Annotated in this window: 15 protein-coding genes and 2 pseudogenes; 13 read left to right on the top strand and 4 right to left on the bottom strand. The window is 74.2% G+C overall.

The genetic code is table 11. From position 1 onward, the window contains the following. Window positions 1-129: 129 nt before the first annotated feature. The 12 genes and pseudogenes from ACWCV9_RS15250 to ACWCV9_RS15195 all read left to right on the top strand — a co-directional run bounded on the left by ACWCV9_RS15250 (window position 130) and on the right by ACWCV9_RS15195 (window position 12372). Window positions 130-753 carry an isochorismatase family protein gene (locus ACWCV9_RS15250; RefSeq protein WP_450786886.1) on the top strand — a complete coding sequence of 208 codons (624 nt, stop codon included), beginning with the start codon at window positions 130-132 and terminating at the stop codon, window positions 751-753. Beyond that, window positions 750-2708, top strand: a complete 1959-nt coding sequence (locus tag ACWCV9_RS15245) for an anthranilate synthase family protein (RefSeq protein ID WP_450786884.1) — start codon at window positions 750-752, stop codon at window positions 2706-2708. The genes ACWCV9_RS15250 and ACWCV9_RS15245 overlap by 4 nt, the downstream gene beginning before the upstream one ends. Before the next feature lie 4 nt (window positions 2709-2712). Beyond that, a complete protein-coding gene (gene fabI / locus ACWCV9_RS15240; RefSeq protein ID WP_450786882.1) occupies window positions 2713-3492 on the top strand; it encodes an enoyl-ACP reductase FabI in 780 nt (259 codons plus the stop codon). Window positions 3493-3610: 118 nt separating this feature from the next. After that, complete coding sequence (locus tag ACWCV9_RS15235) at window positions 3611-4078, top strand: 3-oxoacyl-[acyl-carrier-protein] synthase III C-terminal domain-containing protein (protein ID WP_450786880.1); 468 nt, start codon at window positions 3611-3613, stop codon at window positions 4076-4078. An 84-nt stretch (window positions 4079-4162) separates the two neighbouring features. Beyond that, window positions 4163-5719: a sodium:solute symporter family protein gene (locus tag ACWCV9_RS15230; protein WP_450786878.1), complete on the top strand. Its 1557-nt coding sequence runs from the start codon at window positions 4163-4165 to the stop codon at window positions 5717-5719. Between the two features lie 97 nt (window positions 5720-5816). After that, a complete protein-coding gene (locus tag ACWCV9_RS15225; protein ID WP_450786876.1) occupies window positions 5817-6356 on the top strand; it encodes a SigE family RNA polymerase sigma factor in 540 nt (179 codons plus the stop codon). Further along, on the top strand, window positions 6353-6637 hold the full coding sequence (locus ACWCV9_RS15220) for a hypothetical protein (RefSeq protein WP_450786874.1): 285 nt from the start codon (window positions 6353-6355) through the stop codon (window positions 6635-6637). Before ACWCV9_RS15225 ends, ACWCV9_RS15220 begins: the two co-directional genes overlap by 4 nt. Window positions 6638-6769: 132 nt before the next feature. After that, window positions 6770-6842: pseudogene (locus ACWCV9_RS15215) on the top strand. Between the two features lie 109 nt (window positions 6843-6951). Then, window positions 6952-8085, top strand: a complete 1134-nt coding sequence (locus tag ACWCV9_RS15210) for a gala protein (protein ID WP_450786872.1) — start codon at window positions 6952-6954, stop codon at window positions 8083-8085. Continuing rightward, a complete protein-coding gene (locus ACWCV9_RS15205) occupies window positions 8082-9875 on the top strand; it encodes an ankyrin repeat domain-containing protein (RefSeq protein ID WP_450786870.1) in 1794 nt (597 codons plus the stop codon). The genes ACWCV9_RS15210 and ACWCV9_RS15205 overlap by 4 nt, the downstream gene beginning before the upstream one ends. Continuing rightward, entirely contained in the window at window positions 9872-11086 is a 1215-nt protein-coding gene (locus ACWCV9_RS15200) for an AAA family ATPase (protein WP_450786868.1), read from the top strand. Before ACWCV9_RS15205 ends, ACWCV9_RS15200 begins: the two co-directional genes overlap by 4 nt. Before the next feature lie 128 nt (window positions 11087-11214). Then, a complete protein-coding gene (locus ACWCV9_RS15195; protein WP_450786910.1) occupies window positions 11215-12372 on the top strand; it encodes a vWA domain-containing protein in 1158 nt (385 codons plus the stop codon). A gap of 11 nt (window positions 12373-12383) precedes the next feature. Here ACWCV9_RS15195 and ACWCV9_RS15190 read toward each other — a convergent pair whose 3' ends face one another. Next, a complete protein-coding gene (locus tag ACWCV9_RS15190; protein ID WP_450786866.1) occupies window positions 12384-13184 on the bottom strand; it encodes an alpha/beta fold hydrolase in 801 nt (266 codons plus the stop codon). A 36-nt stretch (window positions 13185-13220) separates the two neighbouring features. On the opposite strand from ACWCV9_RS15190, the gene ACWCV9_RS15185 reads away from it, so the two are divergent. After that, on the top strand, window positions 13221-13853 hold the full coding sequence (locus ACWCV9_RS15185; protein ID WP_450786864.1) for a TetR/AcrR family transcriptional regulator: 633 nt from the start codon (window positions 13221-13223) through the stop codon (window positions 13851-13853). Here the strand turns inward: ACWCV9_RS15185 and ACWCV9_RS15180 are convergent. From ACWCV9_RS15180 to ACWCV9_RS15170, 3 genes and pseudogenes are all read right to left on the bottom strand, one after another. Continuing rightward, entirely contained in the window at window positions 13822-14046 is a 225-nt protein-coding gene (locus ACWCV9_RS15180) for a hypothetical protein (protein ID WP_450786914.1), read from the bottom strand. The two genes, ACWCV9_RS15185 and ACWCV9_RS15180, sit on opposite strands and share 32 nt — an antisense overlap. Window positions 14047-14064: 18 nt before the next feature. Beyond that, window positions 14065-14507 (bottom strand): annotated as a pseudogene (locus ACWCV9_RS15175) (aromatic prenyltransferase); the annotation flags it as partial. A 318-nt stretch (window positions 14508-14825) separates the two neighbouring features. Next, a complete protein-coding gene (locus tag ACWCV9_RS15170) occupies window positions 14826-15257 on the bottom strand; it encodes an Ohr family peroxiredoxin (protein ID WP_450786862.1) in 432 nt (143 codons plus the stop codon). Window positions 15258-15418 lie beyond the last annotated feature (161 nt).

Raw genomic sequence — 15418 nt, 5'->3', positions numbered from 1 at the left:
GAGTCGACGCGGAGCGTCGGCGAGGGACGACAACGCCGCAGATGTGCGTGCCAGAGCCCGCGACGCCGGCAAGATCCGAAAGAGAGGCCCTAGCGCCCCGCTCCCCGCCCGCCCTCCGAGAGGACCGCCATGCCAGGCATCCCGCCCATCGCGCCCTACCCGATGCCGACCAGCGGCGAGCTGCCCGCCCGTATCCCGCGCTGGACGGTCGACCCCGCCCGCGCCGTGCTCCTCGTGCACGACATGCAGCGGTACTTCCTGCGCCCGCTGCCCGACCCGCTCCGCGCCGAACTGGTCCGCAACGCCGCCGCGTTGCGCGACCACTGCGCCCGGGCCGGCATGCCCGTCGCCTACACCGCGCAGCCCGGCGGGATGACCCCCGAGGAGCGCGGACTGCTCAACGACTTCTGGGGGCCGGGCATGCAGGTCAGCCCGGCCGACCGGGAGATCGTCGAACCGCTGGCCCCGGCCGGCGGCGACTGGGTGTTCACCAAGTGGCGCTACAGCGCCTTCTTCAAGTCCGACCTGTTGCAGCGGATGCGCGGGGCCGGACGCGACCAGCTGATCGTCTGCGGTGTGTACGCGCACGTGGGGGTCCTGATGAGCGCCGTGGAGGCCTACACCCACGACATCGAGACCTTCCTCGTGGCCGACGCCGTCGCGGACTTCAGCGCCGCCGACCACCGCATGGCCCTGGAATACGCGGCCCGCACCTGCGCCGTCGTCACCACCACCAAGGAGGTCCTCGGATGACCGGTGTGCCCCCGGCCGATCCGCTCGGCCGCGTCCTGTCGCCCGAGCCCGGACCCTTCGCGCTGCTGCACCGTCCCGGCTCGGCCGGCCCCGGCGTCGTGGACGTGCTCCTCGGCGAGGTGTCCACCCCCGGCACGCTCGCCGCACTGCCGCTGCCCACGACGCCCCGGCAGCCCGGAGCCCACCACGAACTGCTCACCGTCGTGCCCTTCCGGCAGGTCGCCGAGCGGGGCTACGCCTGCGCCGACGACGGGGCGCCGCTCATCGCGCTGGAGGTGCGCGAGCAGGCGGCCGTACCGCTCGCCGACGTCCTCACCCGCGTCCCCGACCGGGGGATCCGGCTGTCCGGCGGGGACTTCGACGTGTCCGACGACGAGTACGCCGACATCGTGAGCCGGGTCGTCGCGGACGAGATCGGCACCGGCCAGGGCGCCAACTTCGTCATCAAGCGGTCGTTCGTCGCCGAGATCGCCGACTACGGCGTGGCCGACGCGCTGACCCTGTTCCGGCGGCTGCTCGAGCGCGAGTCGGCCGCGTACTGGACCTTCCTGATCCACACCGGTGAGCGCACCTTCGTCGGCGCCTCGCCGGAGCGGCATGTGAGCCTGCGCGACGGCACCGCCGTGATGAACCCCATCAGCGGCACCTACCGCTATCCGGCGGGCGGACCCACCCTCTCCGGCGTCCTGGACTTCCTCGCCGACCGCAAGGAGGCCGACGAGCTGTACATGGTCGTCGACGAGGAACTCAAGATGATGAGCCGGGTCTGCCCGGACCAGGTGCGCGTCGTCGGCCCCTACCTCAAGGAGATGTCCCGGCTCGCGCACACCGAGTACTTCATCGAGGGGCGTACGACCCGCGCCCCCCAGGAGATCCTGCGCGAGACGCTGTTCGCCCCCACCGTCACCGGCAGTCCGCTGGAGAGCGCCTGCCGGGTGATCGCCCGGTACGAGCCCGGCGGCCGCGGCTACTACAGCGGCGTCGCCGCGCTGATCGGCCGGGACGCGCGGGGCGCCCGCACCCTGGACTCCGCGATCCTCATCCGGACCGCCGACATCGACCGCACCGGGCGGCTCGCCATCGGCGTCGGCGCCACCCTCGTACGCCACTCCGATCCGGCCTCCGAGGTGGCCGAGACCCGGGCCAAGGCGGCCGGTCTGGTCGCCGCGCTGCGGGACGCCGCACCGACGGGCTTCCGGGACCACCCGCAGGTCCGCTCGGCGCTGCTCCGGCGCAACGACCCGCTCGGCGGGTTCTGGCTGGCCGGCCGCGCGGAGCCGGCCGCCGAGGGCGCCCTGCTCGGCGGCCGGCGGGTGCTGGTGGTCGACGCCGAGGACACGTTCACCTCGATGATCGAGAAGCAGCTGCGGTCGCTGGGCCTGGAGGTGACCGTACGGCGCTTCGACCAGCCGTACGCCTTCGACGAGCACGACCTCGTCGTCATGGGACCCGGCCCCGGCGATCCACGCGCCACGGCCGATCCGAAGATCGCCCACCTGGACGGCGCCGTCCGGGAACTCCTCGGCACCGGACGGCCGTTCCTCGCCGTCTGCCTCAGCCACCAGGTGCTCGGCCGGGCGCTCGGCCTCGAGTTGATCCGCAGGGCGGTGCCCAACCAGGGCGTGCAGCGGGAGATCGACCTCTTCGGCCGCCGGGAACACGTCGGCTTCTACAACACCTTCGCGGCCCGCAGCACCCGCGATGTCATCGACGGGCCGTACGGCGCCCGGGTGGAGGTCAGCCGGGACCCGAGCACCGGCGAGGTGCACGCGCTGCGCGCGGAACGCTTCGCCTCGATGCAGTTCCACGCGGAGTCCGTGCTCACCCGGCACGGCCCGCGCATCATCGGCAGCTTCCTGGCGGGCCTCGTGCGGGACACCGCGCCCGCGTCCCGCCAGACCCCCGTATCCCTGGCCGTCGCAGCCGTCGACGGCGTACCGAGCAAGGACCGTTAAGGACATGAGCGGAATACTCCACGGCAAGAACATCCTGGTCACGGGGGTGCTCAGCGAGAAGTCGATCGCCTTCCACGCGGCCCGGCTCGCCCAGCGGGAGGGCGCGCGGGTCGTCCTGACCGCCTTCGGGCGGCGCAGCCTCGTCGAGCTGACCGCCAAGCGGCTGCCCGAGCCCGCGCCCGTCGTCGACCTGGACGTGCAGAACCAGGAGCACCTGGACACCCTCGCCGACCGGGTCGCCGAGCACCTCGGCGAGGAACCGGCGCTGGACGGCGTGGTGCACTCCATCGCCTTCGCCCCGCAGGACGCGCTGGGCGGCAACTTCCTGAACACCGGCTGGAGTTCGGTCGCCACCTCGCTGGAGGTGTCGGCGTACTCGCTCAAGGCCCTGACCGTCGCGGTGCTGCCGCTGCTGGAGCGCCGCGGAGGAGCGGTCGTCGGCATGGACTTCGACGCCCGTCAGGCGTGGCCGCACTACGACTGGATGGGCGTCAGCAAGGCGGCGCTGGAGGCCGTCAACCGCTATCTGGCCCGCTATCTGGGCGGCCGGGGCATCCGCTGCAACCTCGTCTCGGCGGGCCCGATCCGCTCCATGGCCGCCAAGTCCATCCCCGGCTTCACGGAACTGGCCGAGGCGAGCACCTCGCGCGCGACGCTCGGCTGGGACCTGGAGGATCCCGAGCCGGCCGCCCGCGGGGTGGTCGCCCTGCTGTCGGACTGGTTCCCGCAGACCACCGGCGAGATCGTCCACGTCGACGGCGGCACCCACATGGTGGGGGCGTGAGCACGGACTCCCCGCGCGGTCCGCGGCGGACCTCCCCCACGCGCCCGACGACGAGCGATCTGATCGACCCGGCGGACCGGTCCACGGCGTTCCTCTTCGGGGAGGGGCGGGCGCGGTCGTGGTCGGCCCGGCCGCCGAGCCCCGTATCGGACCGACGGTGTGGGCGGCCGACGGCTCGGGGGACCGGGCCCATGAGCGCAGCTGGCTCGAGGGCCGGGAGACGGGGAGCTGGCCGGTGATGCGGATGGCGGGTCCCGAGGTCTTCCGCTGGGCGACCCGGATCGTGCCCGACGCCGGGCGAAAGGCCCTGCGGGCGGCGGGCGTCGAGCCGGCGGACCTGGCCGCGTTCGTGCCGCAGCAGGCGGACGCGCGCATCGTGGACTCCGCCGCGCGGGCCCTGGGCCTCGGCCCGGGCACCGTGGTGGCGAAGGATGTGGAGGAGATGGGCAACACCTCGGCCGCCTCGATCCCGCTGGCCCTGGAGGCGCTGCGTTCCCGGGAGGCGGTACGGCCCGGGGACACCGCGCTGCTGGTGGGCTTCGGGGCCGGACTCTCCTCGGCCGCCCACGTGGTGGTCCTCCCCTGAGGATGCCGCTCGATGTCCGCTATGCGGAAATCCAATTCCGGAGCCGCTTGCGCCGGGTGCAGGGAACCCCTAGCGTCAGCCGCCATGGCGTCTCTGAGTGGCAGTCCGTTCCCCTTCTTCGCCTTGGTGGTGACGGGCGTCGCGATCGCGGCACGGGCGCTCTCCCGCCGCCGGGACCACGAGGAGCTGCCCGACCCGGCCGGCTGGGCCCTGGCCCGGCGCGGCCTGGGCCTCGGCGCCACGGCGGTACTCCTCGGCGGCACGGTGTACACGGCGTACACGGTCGTCGCGGTGCCCGGACTGACGTACGCCACCGGCGGGTTCGGGCTCTACGCCCTCACCTACACCCTGCTGCTCACCCCCGCCGCCCTCTTCGTGCTGCCGCGCCTGCACGCCATGGCACGCCGGTACGACCTGGTCACCCCCGCGGACTTCGCCCTCGCCCGGTACGGCTCGCACGCCCTGTCCCTGGCGGTGGTGCTGTCCGGGCTGCTGGCCACCATGCCGTATCTGGCGCTCCAAGTCGTCGGCCTGGCAGCCGCGTTGCGGGCGATGGGCGTCGACCTGGCCGACCCCCGTGTGATGCTGGGGATCGTGCTCCTGTTCGCCCTGGTGACCGCCGCCCTGCTGCCACGCGGCCTGCGGGTGTGCGTGCGCGTCGCCGGGTTCAAGGCGGCCCTCATGACCGTGCTGCTGGTCGTCTCGCTGGCGCTGGTGGTGCACGGCGGCGCGGGCGCCGGACGGGTCTTCGAGGAGGCCGGACGGCGCCTGGCCGGCCACGGGATGAGCCTGGTGCCGCCCGTGGGAACCCGTACCGCCTATGTCACGCTCGCCGTCGGCAGCGTGCTCGCCCAGCTGATGTACCCCCAGGTGCTCACCGTCGCCCTGGCCGCCCGCGGAGCGGACACCGTCCGGCGGGCGGTCCTCGCCCTGCCCATGTGGACCTTCGCCCTCGGCCTCTTCGCCTACCTGGGCTTCGCCGCGCTCGCCCTCGGCGTGACCACCCCGCCCGGCCACGCCGAACTCGCCGCGCCGGAGCTGCTGCGCCGGCTGGCCGAACCCTGGCTGGCCGGACTCCTCCTCGGCGGCCTCGCCGTCGCCGCCCTGCTGCCCGGCGCCGTCATGGCCGTCTCCCTGGCCATGCTGGTCACCCGCAACGTCTACACCGAGTACTTCAACCCGACGGCGACCCCCAAGCACGAGGTGCGCATCGCCCGCTTCGCCGCCACCGCCGTCGTCCTGGGCGCCCTCGTCTTCGCGCTGCTGCTGCAACCGCAGGACGCGGTCAACCTGCATCTGCTGGGCGGCGTCTGGATCATCCAGACGGTCCCCGCCGTCGGATGCGCGCCCTACACCCGCTGGTTCCACCACCGGGCCCTGCTGGCCGGCTGGGCGGCCGGCATGGCGAGCGGCACCCTGCTGACCGTCGTGCACGGCTTCGACTCCGTGGTGACCCTCGGCTCCGGAACCGGACGGATCTCGCTCTACACCGCCCTGGTCGCACTCGCCCTCAACCTGGCCGTGGCCGTGCTCCTCACCCCGGTCCTGGACCGCCTGGGCGTGGTCCGCGGCCCCGCCGCGCTCGCACCCGGCGACCCCGTGGCGCGGCGCGGCTCCCGCTTCGCCTTCCGCATCGACTGACCCATCGAGCCGCAGTGAACAGGAGGAGTACCGGATGAACCCCACCCCACCACTCACCCGTGCCGGTCACCGCGGGGAAGCGGAGGAGACGACGGTAGTGGCCGAGCACACCGCCGCGGTCGCGCCGGACACCGCCCCGGACACCGACCGGGACACCGCCGTCGCCGCCCTGTTCGAGACCCACCACGCCGGTCTGCTCCGCCTGGCCGTCCTGCTCGGCGCCGGGCCCGACGCGGAGGACGTGGTGGCCGAGGCCTTCTACCAACTCCAGCGCCGCTGGGGACGGATACGGGACAAGGAGGCCGCCGTCGGCTATCTGCGCGGGGTGATCCTCAACCTGACCCGGATGCGTTTCCGCCATCTGCGCGTGGTGCGCCGGCACGCCCAGCAGAACGTGGAGTTCACCGAGGACTCGGCCGAGCAGCACGCGTTACTCCGCGACGAACACCGGCACGTGGTCAGCGCGTTGCGCGCCCTGCCGGCCCGGCAGCACCAGGTGCTCGTGCTGCGATACTGGCTGGATCTGAGCGAAGCGGAGATCGCCCGGACCATGGGCATCTCCCAGGGCGCCGTGAAATCCCACGCATCCAGAGGCATGGCGAAACTCAGCAGCATCCTGAAGGGAGCCGAGGCGTGAACGGAGGTACGGAGGAACGGTTGCGGTCGGCTCTCGCCGGGCTCGCGGACACCGTCCAGGAGTCACCCGACGCCTACCACCGGGCGCGCCGGCAGTGGCGCCGCCGGGACCTGCGGCGCCGCGCGCTCACCGTGGCGATCGTGCTGGTCATGGTCGTCATCGCGTGCGGAGTCGGCATCTGGGCCCTGTCCGGCGCTTCCCCGGCCCGGCACGTCATCTTCAACGGCGGCCAGCAGGGCACCGCACGGGACCGCAGCATCTTCCCGCCCGGGTCCCCCTGACGCACCCGCGCCCACCCGCGGCGGCCGTCACCGGCCTGTTCACCCTCAGGGGCGCCCCTGAGCGATCGTCAGGGGCGCCCTGAGCCATCCGCCGTCGAACGCGCGGCCGAAAGTCGCTATGATCACCGCGGCAAGGCTGTAGCGCAGAGGTCGTCGCGCCCACGCATCGAGCTGGAGGACGTCGGTTCGAATCCGACCAGCCTTGCCGCCCTTGTCGTGGAGGAAAGTCGATTGGCGTCGGTTCGTCCTGGGCGGGCGGAGGGCGATGCCGCCCTCGGCGAGCCGGGCACCGGCGATGGACCGGTGGAGTGGTGATGACGCAGCCGACACCCGTACGCTGCCCCGCGATCGAGCACCCGGACATCCCGGTCAGCGACCCCGCCGCCCTGGAGCCGCTGCTCGACCGGCTGCGGGCCGCGCCGGCGGTCGAGACCGACGAGACCTTCCCGCTCGGCACGGTCCGCGCGGACGGCCGGGTCGACCTGTGCAAGCAGGGCCTCGGACCCGGCGGCGCCGCCCGGCTGATGCCCGTCGCCACCGCCTCCCCGCACGCCGTGCACCTCCTGCTCGGCACCAACGCCATCGGGGACGACGGCGCCCGCACGGTCGCCGGCGCGCTGACCGAAGGCCACGGTCTGCACACCCTCTACCTCGGCTGCAACCGCATCGGCCGCCCGGGCGTCGGCGCGCTCGCCGACGCGCTGACGACGGACGGCACCGTCCGCGCCCTGTGGCTCAAGCGCAACCCGCTGGGCGAGGACGGCGCCCGCACGCTCGCCGCGATGCTCCGCCGCAACACCGCCCTGCGCACCCTCGACCTGGTCAACACCGGCCTGACCCTCGACGGTCTGCGGGCCCTGTGCGACGCCCTCACCGGCCGGCCGAGCCCGGTGGAACGCCTCTTCCTCGGCGGCAACGGCCTGACCGCGGCCGCCGCCCCGCTGCTGGCGGCACTCATCCGGGACGCGGGGGTGCGCGAGCTGTACCTGCCCGCCAACCACCTCGGCGACGAGGGCGCCGCGATCCTCGCCGCCGCGGCCGACCCCGCCCGCCCGGTCCGCCTCGGCCTGGGCGGCAACGGGATCGGCCCCGCCGGCGCCCGCGCCCTCGCCGGCTCGCTGGACGGCATCGAGGCACTCGACCTCGGCCGGCCGCTGTCGGAGCGCAGCCTCGGCGCCCCCGCCAACACCACCGGCGACGACGGCGCCCACGCCCTGGCCGCCGCCCTGCCGGGCAGCCCGCTGCGCCGGCTGGAGCTGCGCCACACCGGCCTGACCGGCCGGGGCGCGAAGACCCTGCTGGCGGCGGTGGACGACAACTCGCCCCTGGAGTACGTCGGTCTGGGGCCCGGCCTGCCCCGCAAGGTCAAGCGGTCCCTCACCCGGCGGCTGCGGCCGGTCGGCGGGGCGCATCCCGACCTGCGCGCGATAGGAAGTGTCTACCGGTGAGCGCCCCTGGCGAGTTCCCCTCGCTCCCCGCCGGGGAGGCGGCGAGCCGGAGCCGGGTCCGCCGGTACGCGGTGCCCCGCTGGATGATCGAACACGCGACCGCCGCCCGGCTGGCCGGTGACTGGCGGGCCGCCTGCGCGGCGGCCCGGGTCGACGTCGCCGTCGACCTCCGCGCCGTCGCCGCCCGCTGCGGTGCCGAGGTCGCCGCGGCGCTCGAGGACGACCTTTGCCACCTCGCCCCCGACCTGCTGCGCTGGCACCTGCCCCGGCTGCTCGGCGGACGGAGCACACTCGACACATGCGTCACGGTCGTCCTCGCGCGCTACCTCCCGAAGGCGCCGGACGAGGGCGCCCGGAGCACGCCGTACCTCTACGTCACCACGCCACCGATGACCGAGGGGCCGCAGCGGATCGCGCTGCGGTTCGGCAGGGTCGCGACCGAGCAGGCCGCCGGCGTCTTCGGGCGGCGCACCGAGGACTGGCGCCACGCACGGCACCTGTGGGACGCACGGCACGCCGCCGAACTGAGGGAACGGTGCGGCGGCGGCCCGCACCGGCCGCCGTTCTTCCACGCCGACGCCACCCCGCTCGGCCCCGGTGACCTGCCGGCAGCCGACCCCGGCGACACCGACCCGGCGGCGCGCACCGAATGGGCCGCTCTGCTCCAGCACCGGGGTGAGACGGCGGCCGCCTTCGCGGCCGCCGGCATCGAGCTGGACCTGACACCGCCGCCCAGCCGGCGCCGGTTCCAGGCGGACCCGGAGCGCATCCTGGCCGGGCTCGCGATCAACCACACCCGACTCGCGCCGGAGGTGCACCGGCAGGCGGCCGCGGGGGTCGCCGACGCCTTCCTGATCGCCGCCAACTGGCGGGAGTACGCCCTGCTGGAGCCCGCGGACGCCGGCGGGCTGCGCGTGCGCATCGTCGACCGGGACCACGTCAAGGACCTGCCCATCCTCGCCGAGGCCCTGTGGCGCAGACTCCCCGACCTCGACCTGCTGTGCCTCGGCGGCGTCGCGCCGGAGCACCTGCATCCCCTCGTCCGCGAGGCGCTGTTCCCGGCCCTGAAGGTGGCGCCGGGCGAGGCCGGCCCGCCCGGGCCGACGGCCCCCGCACCCGTACGGGTCCGCTGCCGCGGCGAGTGGCACGAGGTGGCCTTCCGGCCCGGCGGCCTGCTCCGGATGCCGCACACCGACGAGGAACAGCAGCGCGAACGAGCCCTGCGCGCCTTCGGCGGCGCCGTCGCCGGATGCTTCGCGGTCGAGCAGACCTGGACCTCCGGAGCGGGCCGCCTGCCGAAGGCGCTGCGGGCGCAACGCCAGGAGCTGTTCCAGCGGGCCCAGCACGGTGACACCCCCGGCGTGCTGGAACTGCTGGACGCGGGTGTCGACCCCCGGGTCCGGGACGCCAACGGGCGCACCCTGCTGCACGTCCTGAACCTCCTCGACCACGAGGAGCTGCTGCCACGGCTGCTGGCGGCCGGAGTCGACCTCGAGGCCCGCGACCGGCGCGAGCGCACACCGCTGTTCACGGCGGTCAACGACCTCGGCTCGAAGGCGCTGGTGGAGGCGCTCGTCGCCGCCGGGGCGCGGCTCGACGTGATCGACCAGGACGAGCTGTCCCTCGCCCATCTCGTCCGCCGCTACAAGCGCCGCGACCTGGCCTTCCTGCGGGAACGCGTGGAGTCCGAACACCCCGGCCTCGGCGGCGACTGGTGGGACGAGTGGTGGGAGGACCAGGAGGAGTCCGACGGGGACGACCCCGACGACGAGGAAGGGCTGTCCCTGTGACCACCGACCGCACCGCCACCGCCGTCGGGTCCCCGGGCCCGCTGGCGGCCGCGGACGACCTCAACCGCAGACTTCGGGTACGACGGACCGAGCCCGCCGCGAATCCGCAGCTGGAGGCGCTCGCCCTCGCCGTGACGGCCAATCAGCCCGTCTTGCTGTGGGGAGAGCCGGGCATCGGCAAGTCGGCCGCCCTGGACCAGCTCGCGGCCGGACTCGGCCTGCCGCTGGAGACGGTCATCGCCAGCGTGCACGAGCCGTCCGACTTCGCCGGACTGCCCATCGTGGGCGACGACCCGGCCGTGACCGGCGTGCCGATGGCCCCGCCGGACTGGGCGGTCCGCCTCGCCCGGGCCGGACAGGGCCTGCTCTTCTTCGACGAACTGTCCTCCGCCCCGCCGGCCGTGCAGGCGGCACTGCTGCGGGTGGTGCTCGAACGCCGGGTCGGCAGCCTGGTGCTGCCGGAGGCGGTACGGATCGTCGCCGCCGCCAACCCGCCGTCCAGCGCCGCGGACGGCTGGCATCTCAGCCCGCCGCTCGCCAACCGGTTCGTCCACCTCCAGTGGACCCACGACCCCCGGACGGTCGCCCGCGGCCTGGCCGGCACCTGGCCCGAGGTGGCCGTGCCCGTCGTCGACGCCGCCCGGGTGCCCGGTGCGGTCGCCCGGGCGCGCGGCGCCATCTCCGGCTTTCTCACGGCCCGGCCCGGCCTGGTCCACCACATCCCCGGGGACGCCGAGAGCCGTGGCCGCGCCTGGCCCTCCCCGCGCACCTGGGAGATGGCGCTCAAGCTGCTCGCCACCGGGTACGCGGCCGGCGCCGGCCGGGAGGCACTGGCCGCCGCGCTCACCGGCGCCGTCGGGGACGGGGCCGGCATCGAGCTGCTGTCCTATCTCGAACACCTCGATCTGCCCGACCCCGACCGGGTCCTCGCCGATCCGGACGCCTTCGCCCTGCCCGACCGCGGCGACCGGCAACTGGCCTTCCTCATCGCGGTGGTCGCCGCCATCCAGGGCGACCTCACCCGGCCCCGCTGGGAGGCCGGCTGGGCGGTGCTGGCGAAGGCCGTGGACGCGGGCGTACCCGACGTGGCCGCCCGCGCCGCCACCGACCTGGCGGCCATGCGCCACCTCGACTGGCCCGTACCGCCCGGCATCGACGCCTTCCTGAACCTCCTCCAGCTGTCCGGCGCGCTGCCCGGCACCGGCCGGTGAGGCGAAGAAGGATGACGGAGGACCGCGAGGGCGCCGACAGTACGCCGGGTGCTGCGGGGGATGGGGGCTGTGCCCCGGCTGCCGCGCAGGAGGCCCGCCGCGCGCAGGACGCTCGCCGCGCGCTGGACATGACCAAGCTCCTCGCCGCGCGGTACCGGGCGGCGAGCGACCGGCCGTATCTGGCCTCGGCCCTGTACGCCCTCACCGTCGTCCCGAGCGCCGAGGTCCCGACGATGGGTGTGGACCGGCACTGGCGCTGCTATGTGTCGCCCGCCTTCGTCGACGCGACACCGGTGCCCGAGCTGGCGGGCGTCTGGGTGCACGAGGCGGCGCACCTGCTGCGCGACCACCACGGCCGGGCGGACCGGCTCCCCGCCGCCGCCCAGCGCGACCGGCACCGGGTCAATGTCGCGCAGGACTGCGAGATCAACGACGACCTGCTCGCCGACGGGCTGCGGCTGCCCGACGGACGCATGGAACCCCGCCTCTTCGGCCTGCCCGAGGGCGAGCTGTTCGAGGCCTACCTGGACCGGCTGCCGCCGCAAGGGAGGACGCCGGACTGCGGATCGGGCGCGCACGGCCGCCCCGCCCCCTGGGAACTGCCCGGTTCCGCCGCCCCCGCACGGCTCGGCGAGGTCGAGGCGCAGGCCCTGCGCCGGCAGACCGCCGAGGCGATGCGCGCCCATCAGCGCACCCGCGGCACCCTGCCCGCGGGCTGGCAGCGCTGGGCCGAGGAGATCCTGGAACCCACGGTGGACTGGCGGCAGGCGCTGTCCGGCGCGGTCCGGGAGGCCGTCGCATGGGCGGGCGGAGCCGTCGACTACACCTACCGCCGCCCCTCGCGCCGTACGCCTGCGCTGCGCGGCGTGGTCCTGCCGAGCCTGCGCCGTCCGCTGCCGCGGGTGGCCGTGGTCATCGACACCTCCGGCTCCATGGGCGAGGCCGAACTGGCCGCCGCGCTGGCGGAGGTGACGGGTGTGCTGCGCGAGGTGGGGATACGGGGCAACCGGGTGACCGTGCTCGCGTGCGACGCCGATGTGCACGCCGTGTCCCGGGTGGTGGCCACCGAGCAGATCACCCTGGGCGGCGGTGGCGGCACGGATCTGCGCGTCGGTATCGAAGCGGCGCTCGGGATGCCGGACCGCCCCGGCATCGTCGTCGTCCTCACCGACGGATACACCCCCTGGCCCGACGAGCACCCGCCCTGCCGCGTCATCGCGGCCCTGCTGGGCCAGGCCCCACCCCAGCCGCCGAGCTGGGCGGAGACCGTACGCATCCCCACCTGACCCCGCTTCGCTCAGCCGGCCGTGGCGAGGTCGTCGAGGAGCCGGCCGAGGAGGGCCGGAGCCTGGATGTGGCCCAGGTGGCCCTGGCCGGCAAGTTCGTGCACCCCGGCGTCCGGCACGCGCTGCCGGACGTCGTCGAAGGAGGTGCCGTAGGGCGCCGTTCCGCGACTGTGCCGGCCGATGATCAGGTCGACGCGCTCCGCCCGCCGCGCCAGTGCGTCCGGAGGCGGGGCGGTGTTGATGGCGGCGAGTTCGGCGTGCAGCGGTTCGCTCAGGCGGCGCAGGGCGGCCCAACCGTGGGGATCGGCCCGGAGTTGCTCGACATGCGCGGCGGACAGGCCGGAGATCTGCCGATTGACGATCTCGACGCAGCGGTCCCAGTCCGCTGCCTCCTGTGCGGCCCGCAGGTCAGGCAGCGCATCGCGGCCGAACGGCCGCATCACCGGCTCGTAGGCGATCACATGGCGCATCGGACGCTCGTCGGCGCAGAGCAGGGCGATCAGACCGCCGTAACTCCAGCCGAAGAGCGCGCTCGTGCGGTCGAACTCGTCCAGGACCACGTCGAGGTCCTCGACCTCCGTGCGCAGCGTGTACGCGTCGGTCAACGGCCCCGAGGGAGCGCGGCCCCTGCGGTTCACCACCACCACCGAGGGCCAGGCGCCGACGGCACCGGCGACATGGCGCCAGGTGTGCGCATCGCTCATCGCGCCCGGGACGAGGACGAGTCCCGGCGCATCCGGCTCGCCGTACACGTCGACGGTGACCCAACTGCCCCCGCCGACCGGTAACTTCTTCTGGATCGTTCGCTCCATAAACCTATTATGGAGCGAACGCTCTAGGATGCAAGGGTGACCGAACGCACCCGTGGACGACCCCGAGCCTTCGACCGAGACCGCGTGATCCTCGAGGCCGCCCGCCTGTTCTGGCGCCGGGGCTACTCCGGCACCTCGACCCGCGCGCTGACCGCGGCCCTCGGGCTCTCCACCTCCAGCCTCTACGCCGCCTTCGGCAGCAAGGCCGGCCTGTTCGAGGAATCGGTGCGGACCTATGCCGAGCGGTACAGCGAGATCTACCGGCAGGCCGTGGCCGAGCCGGACATCAAGGCCGTCGTCGACCGCGTCCTGACCGGCTCGGTCGACGAGTTCACGCAGCCCGGCGACACACACCCCGGGTGCCTCGTCACCAGCGCCGTGATGACCGACAGCACGAGCACGCTCGACATCAACGCCTACGTCACCGAACTCCACCGCGCGAACGAGCAGGCGCTCCTGCGGCGCTTCGAACGAGCGCTCCAGGAAGGCGAACTCGCCGCCGGAACCGACCCGGCCGTACTGACCGACCTCGTCCAGACCCTCTGGCACGGTCTGTCCGTACGAGCCAACCTCGGCGCATCCCGAGCGGATCTGATGGAGACGGCCCGGCTCGCACACACCCTGATCAGCCGGCACCTCACGGACAGGGCGTCTCGCTCCACGCCGTGACCGCGGTCGGCATGATCACCACCGCGTGGGCCTCGCCGATCTCCGCGCGCATACGGTCGAGCAGTGTGTCCACGTCACCGATGGTCTCCGCCGGTCCACCGGCCCGGGTGTTGCCGGGCAGCGCCGCCTGCGACAGTGCCCGGTAGGTCTGTACGACGAGCGGGAGGACCGTGTCGTCCTCGGCGCCGCCCATCGGTGTCGTCGCGGAGTCGTCCAGGGGCCGGGTGCCGCCCAGATAGAGCCATGTCTTGGTGAGTCCGTGCTCGGCGTCGAAGTCGCACGACTGCTGTCGATGCGACGGCGTGCGTAGAAGCGGTAGTTGAGCCCGTCGCCGGGGCGGTCGGTGGCTCGCCACAGGACGGCGCCCTCGGCGAACGCCGGTCCGTAGGCGTCCATCCCCGCGCGGGTGGCGGCTTCCGAGTAGGGCGCTGCAATGCTCTGCGCCGTGGCGCGGACGTCTTCCAGGAACCGCGAGGCGGAGAACTGCTGGGGCTGCGCGGTGTGGTCTCCTTCCTGGCTGGCGCGGGTGTCCGGTGTGACAACTCGCCCGCTGAGGCGAGGACTTCCGTGATCGATGGGTGCCGGAGGCAGGGTACGTGCGGGGCGCCCGGGCGGACCGGACGGCGGGGGAGGGAAGGCATGGTCGGCCGGCACGCCGACGGGGGCCGCCCCGCCGCGCGACACCGGCGCGTCAGGCGAAGTGCCCGGCCGCCGGGCCGTGTCCGCACCGTGCCGCGGTCTCCGACCAGACCCAGAGCTGCGTGCCGGTCGGGCAGTCACGGTCGGCTGGGACGGGTGCCGGCCCGCCGGCCGCGTGACCGGCGGACGGGTGGCCGCTGTGCCGGGCCGGGGCGGCGGGGAGATCGCGGGGCTGGGCCGTCGGCGCCATGTCCTCGTCCGTTCTGGTTCCGGGTGGGTGGGGGCCCGTGCCGAAGGGGGAGTGGCACGGAACCCGCGCTCAGGAGGGTGCGGTCAGGCCGCGATGCCGGAGGCGCTGATGGTGACGGGGATGTTGTCCCGCGTGGCCTTGGAGTACGGACAGATCCGGTGGGCGGCGTCGGCGAGTTCCTCTGCGGTCGCCTGGTCCACGCCGCCGAGGACCGGGCTGAGGACCGCCGAGAGGGAGAACTCGCCGTCGTCGCCGTGGGTGAGGGTGATCTCGGCGGTGATCGCGGTGCTGGTGAGCCGGATCCTGCGGGTGGCGGCGGCGCGGCGCAGGGCGCCGAGGAAGCAGGCGGCCCAGCCGGCGGCCAGCAACTGCTCCGGGTTGGTCGCGTCGCCCGTGCCGCCGAACTCCTGGGGAACGGCGAGCCGGGTCTCCAGATGGCCGTCGCGGGAGCGGACGTGACCGCCGTTGCGGCCCTCTCCGTCGACGTCCACATGGGCGGTGTAGGTGGCTGCCATGGTTCCTGCTCCTTGTCGGGGGCGAAGTCTTCGACCGGCCTCGGATCCGGAACACCCTTTCAGGCGTCACCGGTTGAACCGGTGACGTCATTGTGGCGAGCGGCTGCGTCACCGGTCAAGGGGGTGGCGCCGTCCGGGCGTGCAAGCAGGCAGCACAAACG

It is taken from the genome of Streptomyces sp. NPDC001606 (assembly GCF_053596835.1).
The sequence above is the reverse complement of the archived record's forward strand: the minus strand, read 5'-3'. Positions and strand labels throughout refer to the sequence as shown.

Coding starts and splice junctions, on each gene's coding strand:
- ACWCV9_RS15250 (WP_450786886.1), top strand. CDS start 130: ATGCCAGGCATCCCGCCCATCGCGCCCTACCCGATGCCGACCAGCGGC.
- ACWCV9_RS15245 (WP_450786884.1), top strand. CDS start 750: ATGACCGGTGTGCCCCCGGCCGATCCGCTCGGCCGCGTCCTGTCGCCC.
- fabI (WP_450786882.1), top strand. CDS start 2,713: ATGAGCGGAATACTCCACGGCAAGAACATCCTGGTCACGGGGGTGCTC.
- ACWCV9_RS15230 (WP_450786878.1), top strand. CDS start 4,163: ATGGCGTCTCTGAGTGGCAGTCCGTTCCCCTTCTTCGCCTTGGTGGTG.
- ACWCV9_RS15210 (WP_450786872.1), top strand. CDS start 6,952: ATGACGCAGCCGACACCCGTACGCTGCCCCGCGATCGAGCACCCGGAC.
- ACWCV9_RS15195 (WP_450786910.1), top strand. CDS start 11,215: ATGACCAAGCTCCTCGCCGCGCGGTACCGGGCGGCGAGCGACCGGCCG.
- ACWCV9_RS15190 (WP_450786866.1), bottom strand. CDS start 13,184: ATGGAGCGAACGATCCAGAAGAAGTTACCGGTCGGCGGGGGCAGTTGG.
- ACWCV9_RS15180 (WP_450786914.1), bottom strand. CDS start 14,046: ATGGGCGGCGCCGAGGACGACACGGTCCTCCCGCTCGTCGTACAGACC.
- ACWCV9_RS15170 (WP_450786862.1), bottom strand. CDS start 15,257: ATGGCAGCCACCTACACCGCCCATGTGGACGTCGACGGAGAGGGCCGC.